This window comes from Bizionia paragorgiae (genome assembly GCF_900107625.1).
GTDB classification, from domain to species: Bacteria; Bacteroidota; Bacteroidia; order Flavobacteriales; family Flavobacteriaceae; genus Bizionia; species Bizionia paragorgiae.
Genome location: NZ_FNQK01000011.1, coordinates 1 through 26,937 on the forward strand (window position 1 = coordinate 1; position 26,937 = coordinate 26,937).

Annotated in this window: 18 protein-coding genes; 12 read left to right on the forward strand and 6 right to left on the reverse strand. The window is 35.4% G+C overall.

Features of this window, described 5'->3' with window-relative positions; genetic code table 11:
- The 4 genes from BLV64_RS09195 to BLV64_RS09210 all read right to left on the reverse strand — a co-directional run.
- Positions 1–758 (reverse strand): hypothetical protein (locus tag BLV64_RS09195; RefSeq protein ID WP_143034143.1); only part of this gene is annotated, 758 nt, incomplete at its 3' end.
- A gap of 688 nt (positions 759–1,446) precedes the next feature.
- Complete coding sequence (locus BLV64_RS09200; RefSeq protein WP_092134348.1) at positions 1,447–2,634, reverse strand: acetate/propionate family kinase; 1,188 nt, start codon at positions 2,632–2,634, stop codon at positions 1,447–1,449.
- A gap of 15 nt (positions 2,635–2,649) precedes the next feature.
- The gene (gene pta, locus BLV64_RS09205; protein ID WP_092134350.1) at positions 2,650–4,743 is read right to left on the reverse strand and encodes a phosphate acetyltransferase; all 2,094 of its coding nucleotides are present in this window, start codon (positions 4,741–4,743) and stop codon (positions 2,650–2,652) included.
- Positions 4,744–5,086: 343 nt separating this feature from the next.
- Positions 5,087–6,289, reverse strand: a complete 1,203-nt coding sequence (locus BLV64_RS09210) for a vanadium-dependent haloperoxidase (RefSeq protein WP_092134353.1) — start codon at positions 6,287–6,289, stop codon at positions 5,087–5,089.
- A 710-nt stretch (positions 6,290–6,999) separates the two neighbouring features.
- On the opposite strand from BLV64_RS09210, the gene BLV64_RS09215 reads away from it, so the two are divergent.
- The 5 genes from BLV64_RS09215 (at position 7,000) to BLV64_RS09235 (ending at position 15,493) form a co-directional block, all read left to right on the forward strand.
- A complete protein-coding gene (locus BLV64_RS09215) occupies positions 7,000–9,027 on the forward strand; it encodes a protein-disulfide reductase DsbD family protein (RefSeq protein ID WP_092134356.1) in 2,028 nt (675 codons plus the stop codon).
- A gap of 104 nt (positions 9,028–9,131) precedes the next feature.
- Positions 9,132–10,634, forward strand: coding sequence for an aminotransferase class V-fold PLP-dependent enzyme (locus tag BLV64_RS09220; protein ID WP_092134359.1), 1,503 nt, complete (start codon positions 9,132–9,134; stop codon positions 10,632–10,634).
- Between the two features lie 261 nt (positions 10,635–10,895).
- Positions 10,896–12,011 (forward strand): mechanosensitive ion channel family protein, encoded by a 1,116-nt coding sequence (locus BLV64_RS09225; RefSeq protein ID WP_092134362.1) that lies wholly within the window; start codon positions 10,896–10,898, stop codon positions 12,009–12,011.
- A 79-nt stretch (positions 12,012–12,090) separates the two neighbouring features.
- Positions 12,091–12,951, forward strand: a complete 861-nt coding sequence (locus tag BLV64_RS09230) for an acyl-CoA thioesterase (protein ID WP_092134365.1) — start codon at positions 12,091–12,093, stop codon at positions 12,949–12,951.
- A gap of 154 nt (positions 12,952–13,105) precedes the next feature.
- A complete protein-coding gene (locus tag BLV64_RS09235) occupies positions 13,106–15,493 on the forward strand; it encodes a GAF domain-containing protein (protein ID WP_092134368.1) in 2,388 nt (795 codons plus the stop codon).
- Here BLV64_RS09235 and BLV64_RS09240 read toward each other — a convergent pair.
- Complete coding sequence (locus tag BLV64_RS09240; RefSeq protein WP_092134371.1) at positions 15,490–16,761, reverse strand: Pycsar system effector family protein; 1,272 nt, start codon at positions 16,759–16,761, stop codon at positions 15,490–15,492. The genes BLV64_RS09235 and BLV64_RS09240 overlap by 4 nt on opposite strands.
- Positions 16,762–16,815: 54 nt before the next feature.
- On the opposite strand from BLV64_RS09240, the gene BLV64_RS09245 reads away from it, so the two are divergent.
- The 4 genes from BLV64_RS09245 (at position 16,816) to BLV64_RS09260 (ending at position 23,135) form a co-directional block, all read left to right on the forward strand.
- Positions 16,816–20,526, forward strand: coding sequence for a metallophosphoesterase (locus BLV64_RS09245; protein ID WP_092134373.1), 3,711 nt, complete (start codon positions 16,816–16,818; stop codon positions 20,524–20,526).
- Between the two features lie 179 nt (positions 20,527–20,705).
- Positions 20,706–21,392, forward strand: coding sequence for a glycerophosphodiester phosphodiesterase (locus tag BLV64_RS09250; protein WP_092134376.1), 687 nt, complete (start codon positions 20,706–20,708; stop codon positions 21,390–21,392).
- Positions 21,389–22,594 (forward strand): BaiN/RdsA family NAD(P)/FAD-dependent oxidoreductase, encoded by a 1,206-nt coding sequence (locus BLV64_RS09255; RefSeq protein ID WP_092134379.1) that lies wholly within the window; start codon positions 21,389–21,391, stop codon positions 22,592–22,594. Before BLV64_RS09250 ends, BLV64_RS09255 begins: the two co-directional genes overlap by 4 nt.
- A gap of 1 nt (position 22,595) precedes the next feature.
- Entirely contained in the window at positions 22,596–23,135 is a 540-nt protein-coding gene (locus tag BLV64_RS09260; protein WP_092134382.1) for a DUF1697 domain-containing protein, read from the forward strand.
- 41 nt (positions 23,136–23,176) lie between these two features.
- On the opposite strand, the gene BLV64_RS09265 is transcribed toward BLV64_RS09260, so the two are convergent.
- Complete coding sequence (locus BLV64_RS09265; protein WP_092134385.1) at positions 23,177–23,731, reverse strand: TetR/AcrR family transcriptional regulator; 555 nt, start codon at positions 23,729–23,731, stop codon at positions 23,177–23,179.
- 233 nt (positions 23,732–23,964) lie between these two features.
- Here BLV64_RS09265 and BLV64_RS09270 point away from each other — a divergent pair, with 233 nt between their 5' ends.
- From BLV64_RS09270 to BLV64_RS09280, 3 genes are read left to right on the forward strand one after another with little or no spacing between them, the layout of a single operon-like run.
- Entirely contained in the window at positions 23,965–25,047 is a 1,083-nt protein-coding gene (locus tag BLV64_RS09270; protein WP_092134388.1) for a diphosphomevalonate decarboxylase, read from the forward strand.
- Positions 25,048–25,076: 29 nt separating this feature from the next.
- A complete protein-coding gene (locus tag BLV64_RS09275; RefSeq protein WP_092134391.1) occupies positions 25,077–26,006 on the forward strand; it encodes a mevalonate kinase family protein in 930 nt (309 codons plus the stop codon).
- Between the two features lie 9 nt (positions 26,007–26,015).
- Complete coding sequence (locus tag BLV64_RS09280; RefSeq protein WP_092134394.1) at positions 26,016–26,921, forward strand: geranylgeranylglycerol-phosphate geranylgeranyltransferase; 906 nt, start codon at positions 26,016–26,018, stop codon at positions 26,919–26,921.
- Positions 26,922–26,937: the final 16 nt, after the last annotated feature.

The window sequence follows — 26,937 nt, forward strand, 5'->3', positions numbered from 1 at the left end:
GCTGTTTCATAACATGCGGTCGTTGGTTCATCAGGTTGTGTGCCTGTAACTACCCACGAGCATGAAGCATCATCAAAAGTTGCTGTTTCATAACAAGCTGTTGTTGGTTCATCAGGTTGTGTTCCCGTAACTACCCATGAGCATGAAGCATCATCAAAAGTTGCCGTTTCATAACAAGCTGTTGTTGGTTCGTCAGGTTGTGTTCCAGTGATTATCCAAGAGCAAGTTGCATCATCGAATGTTGCGGTCTCGTAGCACGCCGTTGCTGGACAGGTAGGTTGTGTTCCCGTAACTACCCACGAGCATGAGGCATCATCAAAAGTTGCCGTTTCATAACATGCTGTTGTTGGTTCGTCAGGTTGATCTCCAGTAACTACCCATGAGCAAGAAGCATCATCAAACGTTGCTGTTTCGTAACATGCTGTTGTTGGTTGGGTCTGCGAAGAATTAACATTCACAGTAATGTTAGCACAATTACTGCTGGTACTTTGACCAGCGCTTACATAATAAGTCGTGGTCGAATAGACCGTGAGAAGATAAGAGTTTCCAGAGGTTATTCCGACCAGATTGCTGCCACAACTGTCTTTGTAAATATACCAAAACATATTACCGTTAAGGTTTCCATTTATTGAAAGTGTAACTTGAGAACCCGAACAACAATAGGTGTGAGAAACTGATAATTCGGGAAGCTCGATGTCAGTGATTAAGTTTGGGGTTTTGTTGTGATTTAAAAATGATAAATGTTCTTCATGGTGCACTATTTCTGGAGAGGGTAAATCGTTAATAGGAGGGTTGCTATTATTAGCATTTAAACTGACTGAAAATAGATATAAAAAAAATATAGGAAGTCCAATAACGGATATCCTATTTATTTTTATAGAGCAAAGAAAGAATCGAAAATTGTCGCACAGGCGACTGAGCGTATGCTCGGTTGAGTATAAGACATCCATGGTAAACATATATTGATTAATAGCACATTAAATTTGCAACTAAAAAAATGATAAAACTAATTTTTGTTGTAAAACTCGTTAATGTTTAATTTTTATCAGATAAAATACTTGTTTTCAGTGTGTTGCGTAAGTGATTTCTGAGTGCTATTTAAAAGTTGTGTTTAAATATTTTGTTTGGTTTTTGTCATTAACTATGAGAAAGAAAGTTTTAGGGTGTCTCCGATGTAATAGCCTTCGTAATTGTGAATAGTGAAACAAAGGACTAACTAGATAGGAGGTAGTTTTATTGGTTAAGTTTGTTGGCCAACAAGAGACAGTGAATATTACTAGGTTTATAAGCCTTGTGAATAAATTTAGTTATTTCGCTAGATAAAAATATAAGGTCCAAAAAAAACAAGATAACCTTTTGTTTTTTTTCCTTTTAAGTTGCACATATAATAGTTTTTATCCTGTTTGATTTATTATTCCAAGTACTTATTTATTCTTATAAAAAGAGTTATTCCACTATTAGCTTATAAGCTTGTTTTGCAATCTCTAGTTCTTCATTAGTAGGGATTACAAGGATTTTGACTTTCGACTTAGCGCTATTTATTTCTCGTAAGGCGTCAGATTTAGAATCGTTTTTAGTTTGATCTAAATCGATCCCAAAGTAATCCATATCCGAACAGGTCAGTGTTCTAATTAAATTTGAGTTTTCTCCGATTCCGGCAGTGAAAACAATGGCGTCTAAACCATTCATAGCAGCGACATAAGCACCAATGTATTTTTTAATACGGTAGGTGTTCATTTCTAGCGCAAGGATGCAGTCTTGGTTGCCTTTTTCGGCTTCTGACTGAATATCTCTTAAATCCGCGTATCCCGTAAGTCCTAACATGCCACTTTCGTTAGTCAGTAGTTTTTTGACGTCATTAATATCATATCCTAAGGTGTTTGTTAGATGAAAAATAACACCGTGATCGATATCCCCACTTCGTGTGCCCATAATTAACCCGTTAGATGGCGTAAACCCTAAACTATGGTCTATACTTTTACCATCCTTAATAGCGGTCATGCTGCAGCCATTACCCAAATGAATCGTGATGATTTTTGATGATTTAAGCCCTAGGTAGTCCGTGGCTTTTTTAGATACATATTGGTGACTTGTGCCATGAAAGCCATAGACCTGTATTTTGTGCTCTTTATAAAGCGCAGAGGGAATAGCATAGCGTTTAGCTTTTTCAGGAATACTTTGATGGAAAGCCGTATCGAAAACAGCAACCTGTTTAGCTAAAGGAAAAAAAGCTTCAGCTACCAAAATCCCCTTAAGGTTACTAGGGTTGTGTAGGGGAGCTAAAGCACTAAATTGCTCAATGTCTTTTTTAACGTCGCTTGTAATTAAAGCCGTGTCAGAGAATGTATCTCCTCCATGAACTACGCGATGCCCTACGACAGCAATATCATCTGTACTTTTTATCACTCCATTTTTAGAATCGAGTAATAAACTAACAATTTTATTTAGTCCTTGGTCGTGTGTCTCTATCGTTTCTGTTAGTTTAAGCGACACCCTTTCGGTTTTATAATTAAGGATGGCGTCTTGTTGGCCAATGCGCTCTACTAATCCACTACATATCAAGGTTTCGGAAGGCATTTCTATTAACTGAAATTTGATAGAGGAGCTTCCAGAATTAATGATTAATATGTTCATAGTCTTTTTATAGTTTTAAATATCTTGCGCTTGTATGGCAGTAACGACAACGGTGTTAAAAATATCGTCAGTAGTACAACCTCGGCTTAAATCGTTTACAGGTTTGTTTAATCCTTGAATTATTGGACCGATAGCTAATGCTTTTGTTTCTCGCTGTACAGCTTTGTACGTGTTGTTTCCAGTATTAAGATCAGGGAAAATAAATACATTGGCCTGACCAGCAACTTCAGAATTTGGCATTTTTGATTGCCCAACGGCAAGATCTACTGCGGCATCATACTGAATAGGACCTTCAACTTTTAAATCAGGTCTTTTTTCTCTAACAATTTTTGTGGCTTCTCTAACTCTTTCTACATCTTCTCCTACTCCGGAAGCTCCAGATGAATACGATAGCATAGCAATTTTCGGATCAATCTCAAAAGCTAAACTCGTTGCAGCTGAAGATATAGCAATTTCAGCTAATTGCGCTGATGTCGGGTTTGGGTTTATAGCACAATCTCCATAAACGGAAACACGGTCTTCTAAAAGCATAAAAAACACAGAAGAGACTATAGAAGCATCAGGCTTGGTTTTTATAAACTGAAGTGCTGGAACAATCGTGTGTTGCGTGGTATGAACGGCACCCGATACCATACCATCGGCATGTCCTTTATAAACCATCATAGTTCCAAAATAAGACACGTCTATCATTAAATCTTTGGCCATCGCTAGATTCACGTTTTTGTGTTTGCGTAACTCAAAAAGTGTTTCGGCATAATCATTAAAATGAATAGATTCACTAGGGTTTATAATATTTATTTTATTTAAATCTAAACTGATATCAAGGGTTGCTAACTTTTCTGCGATTTTGATTTTATCGCCTAGTAATGTAATGTTTACAATTTCTAAATCAATCAGTCGTTTTGTAGCTCTTAAAATGCGTTCGTCTAAACCTTCTGGTAAAACGATATGCTTTTTTTGAGATTTCGCCTTTTTTAGTAAGTTGTACTGAAACATTCTAGGCGTAATGCCGTTGGTTTTAAAAGTTATAAGGCGCTCTATTAAGGCATCAACATTTACGTGTTTTTCAAAATACTTAATGGAAGTTGTTATCTTCTCTGTGTTTTCGGCGTAAATCTGAGATTTTATATTTCCAATACAATTGGTTACTGAAAATGTCCCACCTTTAACTGAAATAATAGGGACAACATCTGAAAGCCCTTCAATAAGTTTTATAATAGAATCTTCAGGGATTAATCCGCCAGTCAGCACTATTCCGGAAATTGAGGGGTAGTTATCAGAAATGTTTGCTTGTAAGGCACCTAAAATTATATCTGCGCGATCTCCAGGTGTGATCACCAAGGCATTTTCTTTTAAATGACTTAGGTAGTTGTGCAATTGCATAGCTCCTACACTAAAATTACCAGCTTGGTTGTTAATGTGATTTGAGCCAAAAAGAACTTTTGCTTCTAAAGTATTTACAATTTCTTTGATAGACGGATAGGCTAAAATAGGAATTGTAGGAATGGCATTAACAAGCACATGAGATGGTAAATATTTTTCTAATTCAGCAATGACTAATGCCTGGTTTTCTGGTTGTACTTTATTGGCTATTACCGATAAGACTTCTACGCTTTTATCCTTAAAGGAGTCATAAGCCATGTGTAGTCTTCCAACAAACTCTTCTAAAGTTTTGCCAACACCACTGGCTAAAATAATGGCAGGAACGCCAAGATTTTTTGCAATTAAAACATTAATATCAAACTCGATAATAGAACCTTCTCCAGTAAAACTAGTGCCTTCTACGAGCACAAAATCAAATCGATCTTCAAGCGTTTTAAATTTTTCTATAATCTTACTCATTACCTCTCCGTCCTTATTTTCGTTTTTCATACGAATCACTTCACTTCTGGTAAATGCATAAGCATCTTCGAAAGTAATGTCTAAATTAAAATAAGTCGAAATGGTATTGATGTGGTTGTCCTTTTGTCCTGGTTGGACATCATCAATTATGGGTCTGAAATAACCGACTTTTGCCGCCTTTCCTAATAGTGATTGCATCAACCCTAAGGATATAATGGATTTGCCGCTATTTGGTTCGGTAGTAGCAATATAAATGGCTTTATTCATGTTTTAAAATTTTATCAAAAATAAGAAATATTTGGTGTACAAACCTCTGCTGTGATTTATAAAATCAAGGCGGTTAGTCTGTGACTTAAAAGGGGATGTTTTTTTTATGATTTGTGGTATTCTATAAATAGTACATATCTTTTTAGAACAGATTTCAATTTAATTATGCATTCTGTTTTATGAGTCACAAAGATAGCTTAGCGAATACGATAAGAAAATGACCGAAGTCACTTTCTAAATAGTGAAGGGTTAGTGATCAGTAATTTTTTTATGTGAATTGTTTTTGGGAGTTGTAATCCTTGTTGTTGCAGGGTGTGTTGTAGTTATGATGAATTGAAACCAACTAGTTTCTAAAAAAGTTATCAATAACATGTCGACCAACTTTTTCACCGACTTCAAGACCAACTTCGTTATCTGTTCTAAAATGTACACCGCCTTCAAAACGAGATTCTGAACATTCCCGTGCTAAGGCATAAAAATAGTCTGCATCTATAGGGAACAGATGGCTTAATGCGGTCGCTAATGCGCCAGCAACAGTAGTGTGTCCTGCTGGATAGCCAGGGAAATTTGGAGTGTCAATAAGTAAAGGTTTAAAATTAGGGTCGTATTGAAACGGACGAATGCCCCAATAATGGTATTTACCATCCCATGCTGTAATGGTGGCGTCAAATCTCGAGGTGTGAAAAAGTGCACTGGCAAAAGCAGCCTGAAAAGGATCCAAGTCGTATTCTAAAATTTTACGTTCTAAAAGTAGGTCCCAAACGGGTTCGCTGCGCCATTTCCAAGCTATAGCACTGTGTTTATTATTTTTATTAAACTCACGTAATTCTTCCATATCAGCAGTCCAATCTGTTGGTGGTGGTCCCGGTCGAAATTGATGGCTTGCATTTAGAGTGAAAGGGCGCCATTGTGCTTTCATAGGGTCCCATTTACTTGGCTTTCCACGCCATAAGGAATGGTCTTTTGGTACGCTGCCCGTCCATAATTTATCGGTGCGGTCCGTTTTAGCATAAGTCATGTATTTTTTAGCGATTTCCTCTCCTATAAAAAGCCCTCTAGCAATGTCGTTCGGGTATTGAAGCCCGGTTTGTAGTCGGGCACGTTTAAAAGCGTCTAGTTTAGCGTTTAAAAATTCTTTTTGATCAGGGAAATAGTAACCAATAATACTATGCGCGGCAGCCGCTGTAGCGCTGTACTCACAGATGTAAGTAGAGTACGCTTGGGGCGCCTCACGTTTTTCAACTCCCGAATGTGTTTCAAATGGAGCTTGCTGGTATGTGGTTGCTTTGAGCTTCCAAACTTCAGCTAGGGCATCGTAAATAGCTAAGTGTAAAATAGCCATTCGGCCTCCGTTTTTACGGTTTTTACTGCGGTTTCCAGCTTCCACCATTATTTGGTGCCATCTGTATGAAGGGTAAGAGGCATTCCAATAGCGTGAGTCTTGTAGCGATGCAGGACTGTGCTGCTGAGCAGTTATTATGATATCGACGTCCTCTTTTTGTGAGGTACTGGTTTTAGGAAGCTTTTCGGGAGCTAAGGAAAACATAAATGGTGGATATGACCGCTCCTGAGTTTGGGAAGATACAATCCAAGAGTTTGTTATGATAAATAGGAAACTTAAAAATAGTGTTGCCCTAAGTGTAATTCTAAAATGGAGTCGTGACATGGTTTCAATTGCTAAAAAAACACCACAAAATAGAAGAATATTTATGGTTTGATGAAATGAGAGCTCTTATAAAATTGTTAAAACTTTATCGCATAGCGTTGTCATGCCTCATTATTTGCCGGTTTTTCATGAGAATAAAGAAAGGGTTTTAAATGATGATTCTCATGTTAAATATAGGCGGAATAGATGTTAATATTTTTAAAATTTTGATTAAATGTTAAAGCCAAAGTGAGCGTGCTAAATTTTTATTTATTGTTTCGATTATTAGTATGGCTTGTTTTTGGGTTTGTAAATGGCGTTTAATTTACATCTGTAGGTGTTAAAAGGTATGGAAACTCTATAACAAATGTTATATTTGCGACTCGTAAAATTTAATTTTCACGGAATTAGATGATGGTCACCTTCATTGGTCGGCGGCCTCATAAAAAAAATAGCATAGACATAACAAAAGGGTGTGGGTTTAAAAAGACTTGAAGTTAAAGGTCTTGAATACCTAGTAACAAGCTGTTTTAAGCTTGGGTTTGTGTTGCTATTAAGTGGATTAGTAGAATAAAAAGAAGAAGGTGTTAGCCTTCAAAAATAAAAGAAAAATGAAAAACCTTATTTTAATTTTAGCATTAGCTATAGGTTTCAATGCCTACTCGCAAATATATGATCCTGTAGATTGGGAGACTTCTGTTGAGAAAATTTCAGAAACCGATTATATTTTGGTTGTTAATGCAACTATAGAGAAAGGATGGCATCTTTATTCGCAAAACGTGCCCGAAGATGGTCCGATACCAACAACATTTACTTTTGAAACTAAGGACTCGGCAGAATTAATAGGTGCGGTTTCGGAAGAAGAAGGGATGACTATAGATGATCCTGTTTTTAATATGCGTATTAAATTTTTCGATAATAAAACAGCGTTTAAACAGCGTATAAAAGTTTTAAATCAAGAACTTTCTATAGTAAAAGGAGAAGTAGAGTTCATGGTATGTGATGATCAGCGTTGTTTACCTCCAGATTATGTGGATTTAGAATTTGACTTAACACAAGCCGTTTCAGTGGTTGGAAATACTGATGAAGCAGCAGTGGCGACTCCAGCATTTGGAAATATTACAGAACCAAAAAACGATGAATCAGCTTCAAAAATGGTGAGTGATGATGCGGATAAATCTAATGTGAATTCAGAGACAGAAACGGAATCAAAAGGCCTATTCGGAATTTTCTTTATAGCCTTTTTATCTGGGTTTGCAGCCTTGTTAACACCTTGTGTGTTCCCTATGATTCCTATGACGGTTAGTTTCTTTACAAAACAAAGTAAAAATAAAGCTAAAGGGGTTCAAAATGCAATCATTTATGGTATTAGTATTATAGTAATTTACCTTGTTTTAGGTATTGCAGTAACAGCTATTTTTGGTGCTGATGCTTTGAATGCTATGGCAACCAATGTATGGTTTAATTTAATTTTCTTTGTACTTTTAATAGTATTCGCATTGTCATTTTTGGGGGCTTTTGAAATTGTACTTCCAAATAAATGGTTAAATAAAGTAGATAAACAAGCCGATAGAGGAGGTTTAATAGGAATCTTTTTTATGGCGTTGGCACTAGCTTTAGTCTCTTTTTCATGTACAGGTCCAATTGTCGGAACCTTGTTGGTCGAAGCGGCTTCAAAAGGTGGTATTGCTCCAATAGTAGGTATGTTAGGCTTTTCATTAGCTATCGCGTTACCATTTGCTTTGTTTGCAGCTTTTCCAGGCTGGTTAAATTCATTGCCAAAATCTGGTGGTTGGTTAAATACAGTGAAAGTAGTCCTTGGATTCCTAGAGTTAGCTCTAGCTTTTAAATTCTTATCGCAAGCCGATTTAGTATTGCAGCTTCATATTTTAGAGCGTGAAGTCTTTATCGCTATTTGGATTGCTATTTTTGGTACACTAGCTTTATATCTTTTCGGGAAAATACAATTGCCTCACGATTCGCCGTTAACTCATATTTCTGTAGGTCGTTTAAGTTTAGGTTTAATCGTACTGACCTTTACTATTTATCTAATTCCAGGATTATGGGGTGCGCCATTAAAGATTATTAGTGCTTTTCCTCCTCCATTGGATTATTCAGAATCTCCTTATGGCGTTGGGAATTCTAAAACCGGTGGCGGTTCGGCAGCAGTACAAGAGGAGCTGCCTGATGGCGGACACCTGTTAGCACCGCATCAAATTTTAGCGTTTAACGACTACGACAAAGGTGTGGCGTATGCAAAGAAAGTTAATAAGCCTATTATGTTAGATTTTACAGGGTGGGCCTGTGTAAATTGCCGTAAGATGGAGCAAAATGTTTGGGTAGACGATCGTGTGCTTAGTGTCTTAAAGAATGATATTGTATTGATTTCTTTGTATGTAGATGATAAAAGAAAATTAGAAGATGATGAAATTGTGGAATCTCAATTAAGACCGGGTAAGCAATTAAAATATATCGGACAAAAATGGAGTGAATTTCAAACCATAAAGTTTAAAACCAATACACAGCCATTTTACGCGATTATTGATCATGAAGGTGAAACGATTAATGAGCCTGTAGGCTTTATGTTTGATGCCGATGAGTATCATGCTTGGCTGCAAGATGGCGTCAGTAAATTTTAAAATGAAAAACAAAGACCATTATCTATTTAATTTTAGATAGTGGTTTTTTATTATATAGTACCGCGGCCAGACTGCGATTATTAAAAATTACAGAATTATACCAAATGAAAACAGATTTACTTAATAAGCAAGATGTTATGTCGGATTTAGAAATGTATTTTAAGCCTTTTAGAACTGGGGTTATTGGTAACGATGCTACTTTTAACTCGTTATATGGGAAACAAAATATGTTGTATACCGATTGGATTGCTAGCGGAAGGTTGTATCAACCTATTGAAAAAATAATCTGTGAAAAGGTGGGCCCTATGATGGCTAATACACACTCTTTTTCTAGTGAAAGTGGAAAAGCTACGACCTATTTATATCGCGAAGCACGTCAGGTTATTAAACAACATGTTAATGCTTCAGAAGATGATATCTTAGTAACTACAGGAACAGGAATGACAGGGGCTTTGAATAAATTGCTTCGTATTCTTAAATTATTACCGGCAAAACTTAATGGAGGCGAGGTATCTGAAGAGGAAAGACCAGTTGTGTTTTTAACACATATGGAGCACCATTCTAATCAAGTGTGCTGGTTCGAAACTGAAGCCGATGTTGTTATTCTTCCACCATGCGAGAAAGGTCTAGTAGCTTGCGACGCTTTAGAAAATGAAATCAAAAAATATAGTCATCGCAAACACCTAATCGGGTCGTTTACTGCGTGCTCCAATGTTACAGGTATTATTTCTCCGTATCACGAGATGGCTAAAATAATGCATAAATATGGCGGCTTGTGTTTTGTGGATTTTGCAGCTTCGGCGCCCTATGTAAACATAGATATGCACCCTGAAAATGAAGATGAGCGCTTAGATGCTATTTTCTTTTCACCTCATAAGTTTTTAGGTGGCCCTGGAAGCTGTGGTGTATTAGTGTATAACAAAAATATTCACAAAAGAGAGATTCCCGATAATCCTGGTGGAGGAAATGTGAAATGGACAAAGCCTTCAGGAGAATTTAATTATTTTGAAGATACGGAGACCAGAGAAGATGGAGGGACACCTGGTATTATTCAAGTTGTCAGAGCAGCCTTAGCGATAAACTTGAAAGAGAAAATGAATGTCGATAAAATGAAAGCACGCGAAGAGGAGCTTTTAAAGTACTTCTATGATGCTGTAGAACATATTAACGAATTAACAGTGTTAGGAACGAGAAATCAGAAGCAAATAGGTTGTGTGTCATTTAACATTGAGAATATGCACTATAATTTAGTTGTTCGATTATTAAATGACCGTTTCGGAATTCAAGTTCGAGGAGGTTGGTCTTGTGCAAGCACATATGCGCATTACTTATGTGGTATTAATGACGTGGACTCGAGTGAGATTATAAAACAAATTGAAGCTAAAAATTTAGTAGATAAGCCAGGATGGGTGCGTTTATCAATTCATCCGACAATGTCTAATGAGGAGATTAAATATGTTGTAGACTCTATTAGCGAAATGATTGCTAATCAAAAAGAATGGTCTGCCGATTACAACTATAACTGTGCAACAAACGAATTTGATTCGGTAAAACCCGTTGAGGTTAATATGCAACAATACAGAGATATCTTAACTCAAAACCTATAAGTTTTTATAAAACACATTAGTTTTTTTATTTAAAGTACACGCATCCTTTTGATTTTAGAAATTAAAAGGATGCTTTTTTTTCTTTAAAATTGCCGGTGTTTTTAGTGAAATCAAATAAGGATTTTGTATTTTAAAATTGATAATTTTGAAGTGTAGCTTCGGTATCAAACTATAGGTCTCTTTGCAGGTTGTATGGCGACGTATTGTGCTTAGAACGAAATGTTTAGGTAAAATCCATAATGATGTGTTAATAGGAAATCAATGAATGACATAATTGAAATATTTAAGGCTAATGCTGTAAGTGTGTTAGTAGTCGTAGTAGCTATGTTTGTACTGTTTGTAGTTACAAATATGTTACATAAATGGATAGTAAAAAAGGAAATTGAACGCTTTTCTGGAGGCTCGGTTCGCTCCTTTGTTTTGATAAAATATATTCTTAATGGTCTTTGGTTAGTACTTGGTATATTGGCTCTAGGCTTTATTTTTATGGGGGAAAATTATCATAATTTTATACTTAGAAATTTAAAATTAGTGCTCTATATTGGTGTGGTTACCGTACTTACCATCTTTGGAGGAACTCTTACTAATTTGTGGTTTAAAAGTAGTATTAATAATAAAATACTAAACCATGAAGATCCCACGTCTTTTAAGTTTTTAAGGTATGTTGCTATTTTTACGGTTTATTTTATTGGGTTCTTTTTTGCTTTGCTAGCATTTCCTTCTCTTCGCAGTGTTTCTCAGACCGCTCTTGGTGGTGCTGGAGTTATCGCTTTAATCGCAGGTGTAGCCTCGCAAGAAGCATTGTCTAATTTAGTTGGTGGTTTGTTTATCATTTCTTTTAAACCGTTTAAAATAGGCGATGTAGTAAAAATATCAGACACCATGGTGGGAACGGTTATCGATATTACCTTGAGACATACGGTGATAAGGAATTATGAGAATAAGATGATTGTTATTCCTAATGCTATTATCAATAAAGAAAAACTAATTAATTACGATTTGGGAGAACTCAAATGTTGTGAGCATATCGAAATTGGAATTTCTTATGATAGTGATATCGATTTAGCGAAACAAATTATGCGTGAAGAATGTGAAAACCATCCCTTAATTTTTGACAACCGCACGGAATTGGATATCAAAGACGGAAAGCCAATGGTTAGGGTCGCTTTAACAAAATTAAACGATTCCTCGATGACGATTAGAGCATGGGCTTGGGCGAGTACTTATGGCGATTCGTTTACTTTAAAATGTGATGTGTTTGAAAGTATTAAAAAACGATTTGATGCTGAGGGTATAGAGATCCCATTCCCATATAGAACTTTAGTGATTAAGAACCCAAAAGATAAGGGTGCTCAAGCTTCCAATACCCAAGAATAACTCAAAATATCAATTCTAGTTGTTTGGTTCCTAAGACCCTTTTTTAGACCTTTGCCGACTGGAGAAAAACGGAAAAATTATGAATACTTTAACCGATTTATTAGAACTATTAAACCTTAAAAAAGATGGTGAAAACCAGTATTTAGGGCAAAGCTATACGGTTGGAAGTCCAAACGTATTTGGAGGTCAGGTTATCGCTCAGGCTTTAAATGCGGCAATCGATACGGTCGATCATAGGTACTTAAATTCGCTACACGCTTATTTTTTAGAGGCAGGTAATTTAGATATTCCTATTACTTATTCTGTAGATCATGTTCGCGATGGAGGGAGTTTTTCTACACGACGTATTACTGCTATTCAACGCGATAAGACCATTTTTATAATGGCTGCTTCTTTTCATAAGGAGGAATCAGGATACGATCATCAAATTGATATGAAAAAGACCATAAAGCAACCTGAAGATCTATTGAGTTGGGATGATTTATTGCTGCAGTTTGGTAGTGCATTGCCTTCAAAAACAAGAGAATTCTTAGAAATTAATCGACCAATAGAGTTTAAGCCTACCGTGTTAATTAACCCTTTGGAGAAAAAAGACCTTCCCCCTTATAACGATGTTTGGTTTAAAGTAAAAGGCGATGTAGGAAATCTTGATTATGCTTTAAAACAACAGGTTTTGGCATATATATCAGACTATAGCGTGTTAACAACAGCTATTAATCCGCATGCCAGTAAAGCTCATTTTGGCAATACGCAAATGGCGAGCTTAGATCACTCAATGTGGTTTTTTAGAGATTTCGATTTTAACGATTGGTTGTTGTTCTCTATAGAGTCACCAAGTGCCGCCAATGCAAGAGCATTTACAAAAGGAAATATATTTACTAGAGATGGTAAATTGGTAGCTTCTGTGGCTCAAGAAGGCTTAATGCGACCAATGCGTTAGATCTAAGCGAGGTCATTGTTCCGGAAAAATTAAATTTTAGGTTCGTGTTGTTATTAACCACATTAAAATGCGACCAAAGCGTAAACAGCTCAAAAAGTAGTCTGTAATTTATTAAATATAAAACCCTTAAATTATACGTAACTTTACTTGTAAGATGAAAGATTTAAACGAAAATATAAATTTGCCTTTTTTGTTGCAAATTAGCTTCAATACATTGCTTAATTACTATGAGGAATTAGCAGCTAGTGAAGATGGTTACACTGCAGAAAAAGCAAAGCGTATTTTAAAGGTGCAGGAGCCATTTCCTGTTTTAAGAGAGGGGTTTACAGATGTGAGTTTGCTTAACGAACACAAAGACCAAATTGATGTTATTCTTCAGGATTCCTTTAGTGAGGTGCTTACTAAAAACGAAATAAAAACAGCGTCTTTACCTATGCATGATTTTGTTTTTAATTCCTCGAAGCGCTTTCAGAAAATCATCAAAGATGCTGGAGAAGGGTTTAAACTGAATGTAAAAAATAATCCTGAGAACTATACTTATATTTTAGCTTGTGTAATCATTTTAAAAGAATATTATCAGATAGATATTAATTTCCGACGTCCATTATATTATGAAATTCCAGATAAAAATGGAGTGATTAGAATTTACAAAATATTGTATAATGCCGATTTTGTAGAAATACTTAAAACGGATAAAGCTCCGCGTTTATCGCAGAGTGATTTTGATGAATTATTAGATAATTTTGATGATATTTCACTTTGGAAAGAGAAGTTTCCGGTTAATAGTTATGTGTTTAAAGGTTTTGTGATTTCTAGTCTTTTTGATGTGACTGAAGATCAGTCGATTTCGAATATTAAGTCGAAATTAATTGGGACCTCCGAAACTAAAAAGCATAATTTTATGGGCGATTTTGAGTCCATATTCCGATTGCTTTTTAATATGAAAAAACTAAATGTAGGGTTTTCAATTTATAATAAAGAGGATGGGTTTTTAACGCAAATAGCCGACTCTAGTGTGAGTAGTTATTTGTTGAAATCGAATAAGAAAGTAAATTGTGAAACTGTATTTTGCCATCATTCGTTTACGTCTCTATTAAAAGACAAGTCCTTTTATTCTATTTCAGATGTAGATGCTGCCTTTGAAAAAGCAAATGGTAAAGCACCACAAATAAATAACTTGAAAGCTCAAGGGGTGAAAAGTGCCATTTTCGCACCAATTGCAGATGGAGATGAGTTGTTGGGAGTATTAGAGCTCGTTTCGACAGTGCCAAAAGCTTTAAATAGTATTTCTGCTAATAAACTTATCGATGTGATGCCGTGTATATTATCGGCCGTTAAACGTTCTAAATTAGATGAAGAGAATTTAATTCACGCTATTATCCAAAGGGAATGTACGGGTATTCATCCTAGTGTACAATGGAAATTTGAGGAAGCCGCTAGGCAGTTTATTATTGATGGCTATGAGAAAAAAGAGAGTGCTGTTTTTAAAGCTATTAGTTTTAAAGAAGTGTATCCTTTATTTGGTCAAATAGATATTAAAGGGTCTTCTGGTGCTAGAAATATGGCAACAAAGAAAGATTTGTCTCTGCAGTTGACTTTAGTAAGGAAAATTATTGAAAAAGCTAACGCTATTAATCAACTCCCAATTTACAGTCAGTTATTATTTCAAATTTACCGCTGTGAGAAGCAATTAGATACAGATTTTAAGGTTGATACGGAACAGGAGATTACTGACTTTTTTAGCAAAAATATTGATCCTTTATTACGTTTTCAATTGCAACATAATAAAGCCTTAGAAGATGAAATAACAGATTATTATAGTAAGGTCGACGACAGTTTAGGGCTTGTTTACTACTATCGCAAAAATTATGACGATACGGTGATGTTGATTAATAAAAACATGTCATCTATCCTAGACGACAAGCAAGTTGAAGCCCAAAAAATGTATCCACACTTTTTTGAGCGCTTTAAAACGGATGGTGTAGAGCACAATATGTACATCGGGGAATCGATAACCAAAGAGGACTCTTTTAATACTATATTTTTAAAGAATTTAAGGCTGTGGCAATTGCAAGTCATGTGTGAAATGGAAAATGCATTTTATAATAAAAAGCATCAATATCCTATTCAATTAGATGTCGCGTCAATGGTTTTAGTGTTTAATCAGCCTTTATCTATACGATTTAGAACCGATGAGCGCCAGTTTGATGTAGATGGCACTTATAATGCGCGTTATGAAGTCGTAAAAAAGCGTGTAGACAAAGCGAATATTAAAGGCACCGATGTTCGAGCTACCGAGAAAGGAAAATTAACTATCGTATATTCTACACGGGATGTCGAACAGGAGTATGTTGAATACGTGAAATTTTTACAGTCTAAGAAAATTTTAGATTCCGAAATTGAAATTGTAGAACTTGAAGATTTACAAGGTGTAACGGGACTAAAGGCAATTAGAGTAAATATTTTGTACAGTAAGACAACAGAAAGCAATAAAACTTTTTACACTTATGACGATCTTATGAAAGAGATCGCATCGTCTTAACTCCAGTAATAATTAGATTCTGTAATTTCTTTTGAAAGTATAGAGGTAGAATTATTTTCAGGTTCTAAAACATCTTGTAAGCTTTTTCCAGGATTGTTATATACGGCAATACCGAAAGAGATTAACGAAATTATAATACCTATCATAAAAACCGTGTAGGTTATACGCAGTAAACGGTATTTTCTGTCTAATACTTTACCTAGAAAATATAAATCCTTAGTTAAGGACGTGTAAACATAATTTTTGTCTTTTAGTAGTTCTGAAATCGCCCATTCAAACTCCTTTAGTTCCATTTTATGGAAGTTTCCAAAAAAAGTTAAGTTTACATCTTGATTTTCAACATCTTCTTTGGTGAACTCACCGCTAGTTACATTGGGACGCGTGGCAATTATAGATAGTATCATGGATACCACACTAAATAAAGTGAAAATTACTGTAGGTGTTGTTAAATAGGGGTTGGTGTCTAGTTTAGAAATTAAATTAGCTAAAACTACCGAAATAATAATAGCGTTCACAGACAATAAGATGTTGGCTTTGGTGTCGGCTATATCACTAAGCTTAATATGGTTTCTTAAAGCTACGCGGTAAAAAGTTTGAATGCCACGTTCTGGACTTTCGTTTTTATATTGTGCTTTGTACTTTGCTTTAAGCTTCTCTTTATTCGCTTTCTTTTTCTTTTTCTTTTTAGTTTTTAATAACTTGATAAGGTTTTGGCTTTTAATAGGTTCCCATTGTTTTATCGCATAATCAGAATAATAGCGATGCCTTTTAGAAAGGACCTCAATGTTTTCTTCTAGCCATTCGTTAGGACTGTATTTTTTTACACTTTGTAATTCAAGTTCTTTTCTTAAAAATTCACTCGCTTCATTAAAATAATCTTTGCCAAAATGCGAGGAGTCGGCATCTCTAATGATTTCTCCTAATTTCGTCTTTGGAGAGTCTTTAAATTTAGTCGCCATAATACATTGGTTAACGGCGTCTATTGTGTCCTTATCTACATTTTGAGATTTTAAATAAGCGGTTGCTATTTTTACACTTTCTTCCTCATGGCCTTCGCGTCTTTTGGTATATCCCGTGTCGTGTAGTAATGCGGCAAGCATTAATACTTCGGCATCCTTAACATTTATTTCAGAATTTTCAATTATTTCTTTTGTACTTTTAAAGACACGGTGCGTATGTGAAAAATTATGATACACGAATGTATTAGGGAGTTCTTCCTTAAAAAGATTTAATACAAATTTTTCTGTGTTTTCAATAAGTGTTGACATATATTTCGCTAAATTTATTCCAAAGTACTAAAAAAATAAAACTAAAAATACTATATGATAAAAAATAACTTTATTCTAACATTTCTAGCTTTAATAATTCTTTCCGGTTGTGCTACCCTCCAAGAGAAATACAAAAATGACGATGTTAAATTAACAGAACTCCCTAATAAAGCGATAAAAAACACTTTCTATCTTATTGGTGATGCTGGTAATTCTCCATTAGGCGAAATGTCGTTAGGCCTGCAAGCGTTTAAAAAACAGATCGAGAATAAAGACACTAAAGATGATTATGTTTTGTTTTTAGGAGATAATATTTACCCTAGCGGATTTGATCAATCTAGTAAGGGTAAAGAAGCGCATGCTGAGAATGCTATTAATGCACAAGCTAAAGCGATTGAAGATTTTAAAGGTACAAAGTTGTTTATTCCTGGAAACCACGATTGGTATGCCGGCGGAGTAGAAGGCTTAAAAAAAGAAGAGAAATATGTGGAGAAGGTGGTTGGAAAAGATGCTTTTCAACCAGAAAATGGTTGTCCCCTAGAAAGTATCGATGTTAGCGACGAGGTTCAGCTTATTGTTATTGATACGCAATGGTATTTAGAGAATTGGAATAGAAATCCTACCATAAATGACGAGTGTGAAATAAAAACGCGTGATCGCTTTTTTCAAGAACTAGCGGGAGAACTTAAAAAAGCACAGAACAAACGGGTTATTTTTGCCATGCATCACCCGATGTATACTAATGGGAGTCATGGAGGGTATTACGGGGCAAGTAAACATTTATTTCCTACACAAAGTAATTTTCCATTACCTATATTATCTTCTTTAATCACACAAGTACGAACTCAGGGCGGTGTGTCGATTCAAGATCGTTTTAACGAACGCTATAATGAGTTAATGAATAGAATTGAAACCATAGCTTTAGAGTATAATAATATTGTATTTGCTTCTGGTCACGAGCACAATTTACAGTACATAGAAAATAAGGGTATTAAGCAAGTGGTGTCTGGGTCAGGATCGAAATCGTCGGCTGTTGCCTTAGGAAATAACGGGCTTTTCGCTTACGGAAAAGAAGGGTTTGCTAAACTTACGGTCTACAAGGATGGAAGTGTTTGGGTGTCTTTCTATAAGGAGCAAAATGGTAATCCTATAGCCTTGTTTAATAAAGAAGTGCTGCCAAAATCTAGAGATGTTTTCGATATTGAAACCTTACCTGATACGTTTCCTCAAACCGTAAAAGCATCGGTGTATACCTCTGATGAAACCAATAAATCGGGCATTCATAAAATGCTTTTAGGCGAACGCTATAGAAAGTTGTACAGTACTAAAATAGAATTTCCAGTAGCTACTTTAGACACCTTGTACGGTGGCTTAAATATTGTAAGAGCAGGTGGTGGTAACCAAACGCGATCATTGCGTTTAGAAACTAAAGATGGAAGACAATTAAATATGCGTGCCCTTAGAAAAAGTGCTACGCAATACTTGCAAAATGTGCTTTTTAAAGAGAATTATATCGCTAATGAATTCGAGAAAACCGAAGTTGAAAACCTGGTGTTAGATTTCTATACTGCCGCACATCCCTATGCGTTTTTAGCCGTTCCAGATTTGTCTGATGCTGCTAAAATATACCACACTAATCCAAAAGTGTTCTTTATTCCTAAGCATAAATATATGGGGGATTATAACACCAATTATGGTGGTGAATTGTATATGATTGAAGAGCGCCCGGAAAAAAATTATTCCCACGAACGTAATTTTGGCTATGCAGACGATATTGAAAGTACGCATGATATAATTGAAAAAGTAAGAGAAGACGAAAAGTACAAAATAGACGAAAATGCATTTATAAGAGCGCGTTTGTTTGATATGTTAATTGGGGACTGGGACAGGCACCAAGATCAATGGCGTTGGGCGCAATTTGATCAAGAAAATGGTGATAAGTTGTTCAAGCCAATTCCAAGAGATCGCGACCAAGTATTTTCTAATTTCGATGGGGCTTTACTGGATATTGTACGTTTCCTATCTGGTGCTTCTAGACAACTTCAGGTTTACGATTCGGAATTAAAAGATATCAAGTGGATGAATAGCGCTGGAATTAAACTCGATAAAGTGCTTATTCAACAATCAGGTAAAGACGTTTGGATTAAGCAAGCCAAATTCCTTCAAGAAAATGTGACCGATGAGGTTATTGAAAAAGCCTTTACCCACATTCCCGAAGAAGCAAGAGATTCGAGTTTATTGGATGTGCAAAAACACCTAAAGGGAAGACGTGAGAATTTAGTTGATATTGCTGAGCGTTATGCAGATTATTTAAATGAATTAGTGATAATTTCAGGGACCGATAAAGACGACTACTTCGAAATTACTAGAACAGGAAATAAAGAGACTAATGTAAAAGTGTCCCGTATAATAGGTGGTGAAAAAGGAGAGGTATTGGTTGATAGAACTTTTAATAAAGACACCACTAAAGAATTATGGATTTACGGTTTGGATGATGATGATGTGTTTGAGGTTACCGGAAAAGCTAATAACTTAATATTTACAAGAATTATTGGCGGTCAAAATAATGATGTTTATAAGATTAAAAACGGAAGACGCGTACGTGTTTACGATCATAAATCAAAACCTAACACCATAGAAGAAAACAAAGGGGCGCGTATTCACTTTACCGATATTTATAATAACAACCTATTCGATTTTAAGAAAAATATAGTCCGATCTAATATTATTACTCCAAACGTGGGGTATAACCCTGACGATGGTGTTTTGATAGGACTGTCTAATATATATACTGTTAAAGGGTTTCAGCGTAATCCCTTCTCTCAACAACACCGTTTTTATGGAGGGTATTTCTTTGCTACCAATGGATTTAGTTTAGATTATGAAGGTGAGTTTGCAAATGTTTTTGGGGAATGGAACTTCCATGTTGGTGGTACTTTAACTACCGAGAATTTTACTAATAACTTCTTTGGTTATGGTAACGAAACTGAAAATAGTGACGATGAGAAAGATTTAGACTATAACCGCGTAAAGAAAAGTATATATAAGGCTAGTGTAGGTGTGCTTAGAAGAGGTAACTTTGGTAGTGATTATGGTATACATTTAATTGCTGAAGGTATAGAAATCGGAAACTCCGCAGATCGTTTTATCGACGAAATAATGCCTAAAGACAGCAACAGTGAGTTTTATAACAGACGCTATTTTGTTGGAGTAGAAGGGAATTATAATTATGCGAGTTTTGATAATAAAATTACGCCTACTCGAGGGATGACTTTTAATGTGAATTCTGGAGTTAAAACCGAACCAAAAGACACAAAATTTACCTATGGCTACTTAAATACCGATTTAGGGTTTTTTAACTCCCTATCAAAAAACAGAAAGCTTGTTTTAAAAACAGATGTGCGCTCACAATTGCGTTTTGGTGATGATTTAGTGTTTTATCAAGCTTCGAATATTGGTGGTAAAAACGGATTAAGAGGGTATAGAACCGAACGTTTTACAGGAAAGAATTCTTTAGTTGGTAGTGCCGATGTGCGTTATAGTTTTAAATCCTTTAGAACAAAAACATTGCCTATGCAATTAGGAGTATTTGTTGGAGGAGATGTTGGGCGTGTATGGCTTAAAAACGATTTCTCTGATAAATGGCATAACGATTATGGTGGTGGTTTCTGGGTGTCTGCAGCCGATTCTATACAGGGAACATTTAATTTCTTTAATAGTGAAGAAGGACTGCGATTCTCTTTTGGCTTTGGTGTTGCTTTCTAAATATTAAAATAAACAGAGTTCAAGACCTCTTTATCACTCTAGTAAGATGATAAAGAGGTTTTTTTTATGCTTTCAAAGTTAAGGGTGTAATTATAACTTTTCAATATTTTTTGAAGCTATCTCCTATTATAATTTTAACTTTGAAAGACCTTAAATACCACAATTAAATACAATTTACTATGTCACAAATCATTAAAATTGGGCATCGTGGTGCCGCTGGTTACTGTGCTGAAAATACGATAGCGTCTTTTAAAAAAGCGTTAGACTTTAATGTCGATGGGATAGAGCTCGATGTGCATTTGTGTGCTTCAGGAGAGTTGGTAGTCTTTCACGATTTTACTTTAGATAGAAATACCGATGCGACAGGAGAAATTTCAAGATGTACCTTGGGACAATTGCAATCTGTAGATGTTTTGGACGGTCATGTTATTCCCACTTTAAAAGAAGTGTTAGCGCTTATTGATAAAAAATGTCTAGTAAATATTGAATTAAAAGGTAAAAATACGGCGACTGAAACCGTGAAAATGATTCAGCATTTTATTCATGAGCATAATTGGAGTTATGCCCATTTTATAGTGTCTAGTTTCCAAAAACACGAATTGGAAACCGTAGCACAATTAGATAAAAAGATTCCGCTAGCGGTCTTAACAAAGGCCAATTTGGACGAAGCTATTGAGATAGCTAAAACCATAGGGGCAAAAATTATTCATCCCAACTTCACTCTATTATCGAGACATAATGTTAAACGAGTGCAAGAAGAAGGGTATACTGTAAATACGTGGACAGTAAACGAACTTGAATCTATAGCGCGAATGAAATCGTATAATGTAGATGGTATTATAGGTGATTTTCCAGATAGATTATGATAGAAAAAGATATTATTATAGTGGGTGGTGGGGCTGCTGGTTTTTTTACAGCCATCAATGCAGCAGAAAAGAACCCGCAGCTAAAGATTGCAATTTTAGAACGAGGAAAGGATGTACTTACCAAAGTAAAAATCTCTGGTGGCGGTCGCTGTAATGTGACTCATGCCGAGTTTATTCCTCAGGAGTTGGTGTTGAATTATCCGCGAGGTGAAAAAGAGCTTTTAGGGCCCTTTCATACCTTTATGACTGGAGATACTATCGAATGGTTTGAAAAACGTGGAGTAGCCTTGAAAATTGAAGATGATGGTAGGATGTTTCCTGTTTCCGATTCTTCACAAACCATTATCGACTGCTTTTTAAATGAAGCCCAAAAACATGGGGTTGAAGTGTTAACAAATCAACCGGTAACGAGCCTGAAACCTGTAGGTAAGGGGTGGGAAATACAAACAAAACACGAGTTGTTTTCCTGTGAAAAAGTAGTTCTTGCCACAGGAAGTAATCCTAAAATGTGGAAGGTGTTAGAGCAACTGGGACATGCGGTTGCTGCTCCGGTACCCTCATTATTTACCTTTAATATCAAGGATAATCGTATTAAAAATATTCCAGGGGTGGTTGTGAAACATGTGGATGTAAAAGTTCTAAATACCACATTGGAGTCCAGTGGACCATTATTAATAACACATTGGGGTATGAGTGCGCCTTCTATTTTAAAACTGTCTGCTTACGGTGCTCTAGAGCTCGCGAAAATGAATTATAAATTTGATATTGAAGTGAACTTTATTGGTCTGTCTTTTTTGGATGCTATTGTTAGCTTAAAAACGTTTAAACAGGAGCTTAATAAAAAAACAGTCTATAAATTTCCTCAGTTTGATTTGCCAAAACGCTTATGGCGTGAATTGGTCTTAGCAGCCAATTTAGCTGAAACCATGAGATGGGCAGATTTAAACAAACAACAATTAGAGGCCTTAGCAAAACAATTAACGGAAGCCGTGTTTTCGGTAGATGGTAAGAGTACTTTTAAAGAAGAGTTTGTGACTGCTGGAGGAGTAGACTTAAAGGAAATTGACTTTAAAACTTATGAGAGTAAGAAGCATTCCAATCTGTATTTTTCTGGTGAGATTTTAAATATTGATGCCGTTACCGGCGGGTTTAATTTTCAAAATGCATGGACGGGTGCTTATATATTAGCTCAAAACTTATAGCATGATGATTCAGTATGTGGCCCTACTTCGCGGAATAAATGTTGGCGGACATAAAAAGATTTTGATGGCCGATTTGCGAGCTTCTATAGAAAATGTAGGCTTTAAAAACGTGCAAAGCTATATTCAGAGTGGGAATATTATTTTCGAAAGTGCGTTGCCGTCCAAAACCCACATAGAATCAGTGTTAAAGCAGGCTATTTTAAAGGGCTTTGGTTATGATGTGCCACTTGTTATTTTGACTAAGAAGGCGTTTAATACGGTTGTTAATTTCAATCCTATAGATGCTGAGTGTGTTGAAAAGAGTTACTTCTCTCTTTTGGCTTCAAAGCCGCCAGCAGACACTGTGTTAGCCTTTAATAATTTAAGATGGGATAAGGAGTGGGCGCAAGGAATAGGTGTTTGCGTGTATTCTTATTTTAATAAGCCTTACAGTAAAGTAAAGTGCACAGGTAGTTATGTCGAGAAGTATTTCGGAATAGAAACAACCACTCGAAACTATAGGACTATGAAAGCATTGCAAAAAATGCTTCATTTAGAGTAAGGGATAAAAAGTATAATTACTTTTTAGATTATTGCAGCGTGTTAATATTTTACACAATCCCAAGACATATTTAAAGCTTCGCGAACTTGTGCATCGGTCATGGGAAGTTGGTTTTTAAATTTTAATCGCGCTGCCGAAATGACGGTACCAAATGCTAATTGTACCATCATACGTAAATGTACGTCTTTCAGTTTTTTCTTTAATATGCCAGCAAGAATAAAGTTTCTAATGTTTATAAAATGCTTAACATTTTTTAATCGGATTTCGGGTGTGATAAGTGGTGGTACAGCAACGTGCTCCATAAATTCGAAAGCGAGGGGGTTTTCGCTAAAATAATGATACATATTAAGCCACATTGTTTCGTACTGTTTCTTGTAATCGTCTTCCGGCATATTAGTAATTAGTACTACTCCAAAATCTTGACAAATCATAGAGTAAATCTCTTCAATAATTTCATTTTTGTTGTTAAAATAATGATATATTGTTCCTACAGCGACATTGGCTTCTTTAGCTACTTGAGACATTGGTGTAGCATGAACACCTTGTTCCACAACGAGCTCTAACATTGTAAGAATAATTCTCTTTTTTTTGTCCATTGTTATATCTTTTAAACGATACCAGGAAAGTTGGCAAGCCTAAAGGGGAGACTTGATGTCTAGTTCGTAATCTATTAGTTATTTAATTTTTTTTCCTTGTACTAAAAGCGTATAAATAAGATAAAAAAAGATTATCTTAAATAGGTTAGAATGCTAAATCAGTTTTGGAAATTTAAGCAATGTACTAAATTATTAAATAGAATTAAAAACTATATTTGCAAAAACCTTTTTTAATGACCACATCACATTTTCTGCCTAATTATACCTCTACCCCTTTAAAAAATGGCACTGTATCTTGGGAATCACCAAGTAATATTGCATTGGTTAAATATTGGGGAAAAAAACAAAATCAAATACCTGAAAACCCATCTATAAGTTTCACCTTAGAGGCTTGTAAAACAGAAACTCAACTGACTTATGAGTTACGCAGTGGTAATCAGGAAGGCTTCTCTTTTGATGTGTTTTTTGAGGGAGAGAAAAATGAAGCTTTTAAGCCTAAAATAGAAACTTTTTTTAAACGCATCGAAGCGTTTTTGCCGTTTTTAAAACAGTATCACTTTACTATTAATACGGCAAATACTTTTCCACATAGTTCTGGAATAGCTTCTTCTGCATCAGGAATGAGTGCGTTAGCCTTGTGTTTAATGAGTGTCGAGAAATTGCTAAATCCTGAACTAAATACAGCGTATTTTAATCAAAAAGCCTCGTTTTTAGCGCGTTTAGGTTCTGGTAGTGCGTGTAGAAGTATTGAAGGTGATTTGGTGGTTTGGGGAGCACATGAAGAGATTACTGGGAGCTCCGATTTATTTGGAGTTAAATATAATGATCTTGTACATCCTGTTTTTAAAAATTACCACGATACGATTCTATTAGTGGATAAGGGAGAAAAACAAGTGAGTAGTACTGTAGGACATAATTTAATGCATAAGCATCCTTTTGCTCAAAACCGGTTTGATCAGGCTGTAGAGCATATAACCGCTATGAAAACGATTTTAGCATCAGGAGATTTAAAAGGGTTTATAGCCTTAATGGAAAGTGAGGCTTTAACACTTCATGCGATGATGATGACCAGTATGCCTTATTTTATTTTAATGAAACCTAATACCCTGGAAATTATTAACAAAATCTGGGAGTTTAGAGCTAAAACCGGCTTGCATGTTGGTTTTACTTTAGATGCTGGAGCCAATGTGCATGTCCTTTTTCCTGAGAATGAGGCCGAAAAAATTAACGAATTCATTAACAGCGAGTTGGTTGCATATTGTCAAAACGGTCATTATATTTGCGATAAAATAGGATTTGGCGCAAAACAATTGTAATTTTATTAAACCAAATCTTTTATTAGCATATGAAAGGACCACTTTTTTACTCAAAAATCCTTCTTTTTGGAGAATATGGAATCATAAAAGATTCTAAAGGACTATCGATACCTTATAATTTTTATAATGGCGCATTAAAAACAGATCATAATACGTCTGATAATGCCCAGTTGTCTAATAAGAATTTAAAACGTTTTGCTAACTATTTGGAGACTTTAGATCCTGAATTAGTGGCGTTTGATAACGACAGGCTAAAGGCTGATGTAGATGCCGGTATGTATTTTGACTCGTCTATACCTCAGGGTTATGGCGTGGGGAGTAGTGGAGCTCTAGTAGCGGCGATTTATGATAAGTATGCGATTAAAAAAATTACCGTACTTGAGAACTTGACGCGTGAAAAGTTATTGGTCCTAAAATCAATATTTTCAGAAATGGAGTCTTTTTTCCATGGAAAATCTTCTGGTTTAGATCCTTTAAACAGTTATTTAAGCCTACCTATTCTTATAAACTCTAAAGATAATATTGAAGCAACCGGTATTCCTACGCAAAGTACCTCTGGTAAAGGCGCTGTGTTTTTAATAGATAGTGGTATTATTGGTGAAACCGCACCTATGGTGAGTATCTTTATGGAGAGTATGAAGCAAGAAGGGTTTCGTAATATGTTGAAAAATCAGTTTATTAAACATACCGATGCCTGTGTGGATGATTTCTTAAAGGGTGATATTAAATCCCTGTTTTCAAACACAAAACAATTGTCTAAAGTGGTATTAAATCATTTTAAACCGATGATTCCAAAACAGTTTCATGAGCTTTGGAAGAATGGTTTAGACACTAATGACTACTATTTAAAACTATGTGGTTCTGGTGGAGGTGGATATATCTTAGGATTTACCGAAGATATTGAAAAAGCTAAAAATGCACTTAAAGACTACAAGTTAGAAGTGGTTTATAACTTCTAAATACAGTGTATGTTTTCTCGTAAACAGAAGCACATTATATTAAAAATTTTTAGTCTCTTTTCTGTTGTTCGAGGTTACAATATCTTAATTGTTGTCTTAGCACAGTACTTGGCGTCTGTGTATATTTTTGCACACGATAAACCCGTTAAAGAGGTGCTCTTTGATGTTAACCTATTAATGCTGGTGTTGGCGTCGTCGGCCGTTATCGCTGGGGGATATATTATTAATAATTTTTACGATTCAGAAAAAGACCTTATCAACAAACCCAACAAATCTATGTTGGATAAATTGGTGAGTCAGAATACCAAGTTGTCTTTTTATTTTGTGCTCAATTTTTCAGCAATTATAATGGCGAGTTATGTGTCCTTTAGGGCGGTTATTTTCTTCTCCATTTATATTTTTGCTATATGGTTCTATTCTCATAAGCTGAAAAAAATGCTTGTAATAGGTAATCTAACTTCGGCTATATTAACTATAACACCCTTTTTTGCCATATTTACCTACTATAAAAATTTTGACACTGTTATTTTTGTGCACGCTTCTTTCTTGTTTCTAATTATTGCAATTCGAGAAATTACTAAAGATTTAGAAAACCTAAAAGGAGATTTAGCATTGGGCTACCATACTATTCCAGTAAAATATGGCGAGCGCACAGCAAAAAAAATGGTTAGCTTTTTAGTGATTCTTACCTTAGTTCCAGGTTATTTATTGGTGTATAAGTTTGAAGTGGGATACATGTATTTTTACTTTAATACCTGTATTGTGTTGCTTATTGTATTTCTAATGTTATTGTGGCGATCTCAGTCTAGAATACATTATCTTTTACTTCATAATGTCTTGAAATTGATTATTGTAGCAGGTGTTTTTAGTATTCTGCTAATCGATATCGACCTAGTTCTTAACAGACTATTTTAAAAAAGCGGCACTTAAA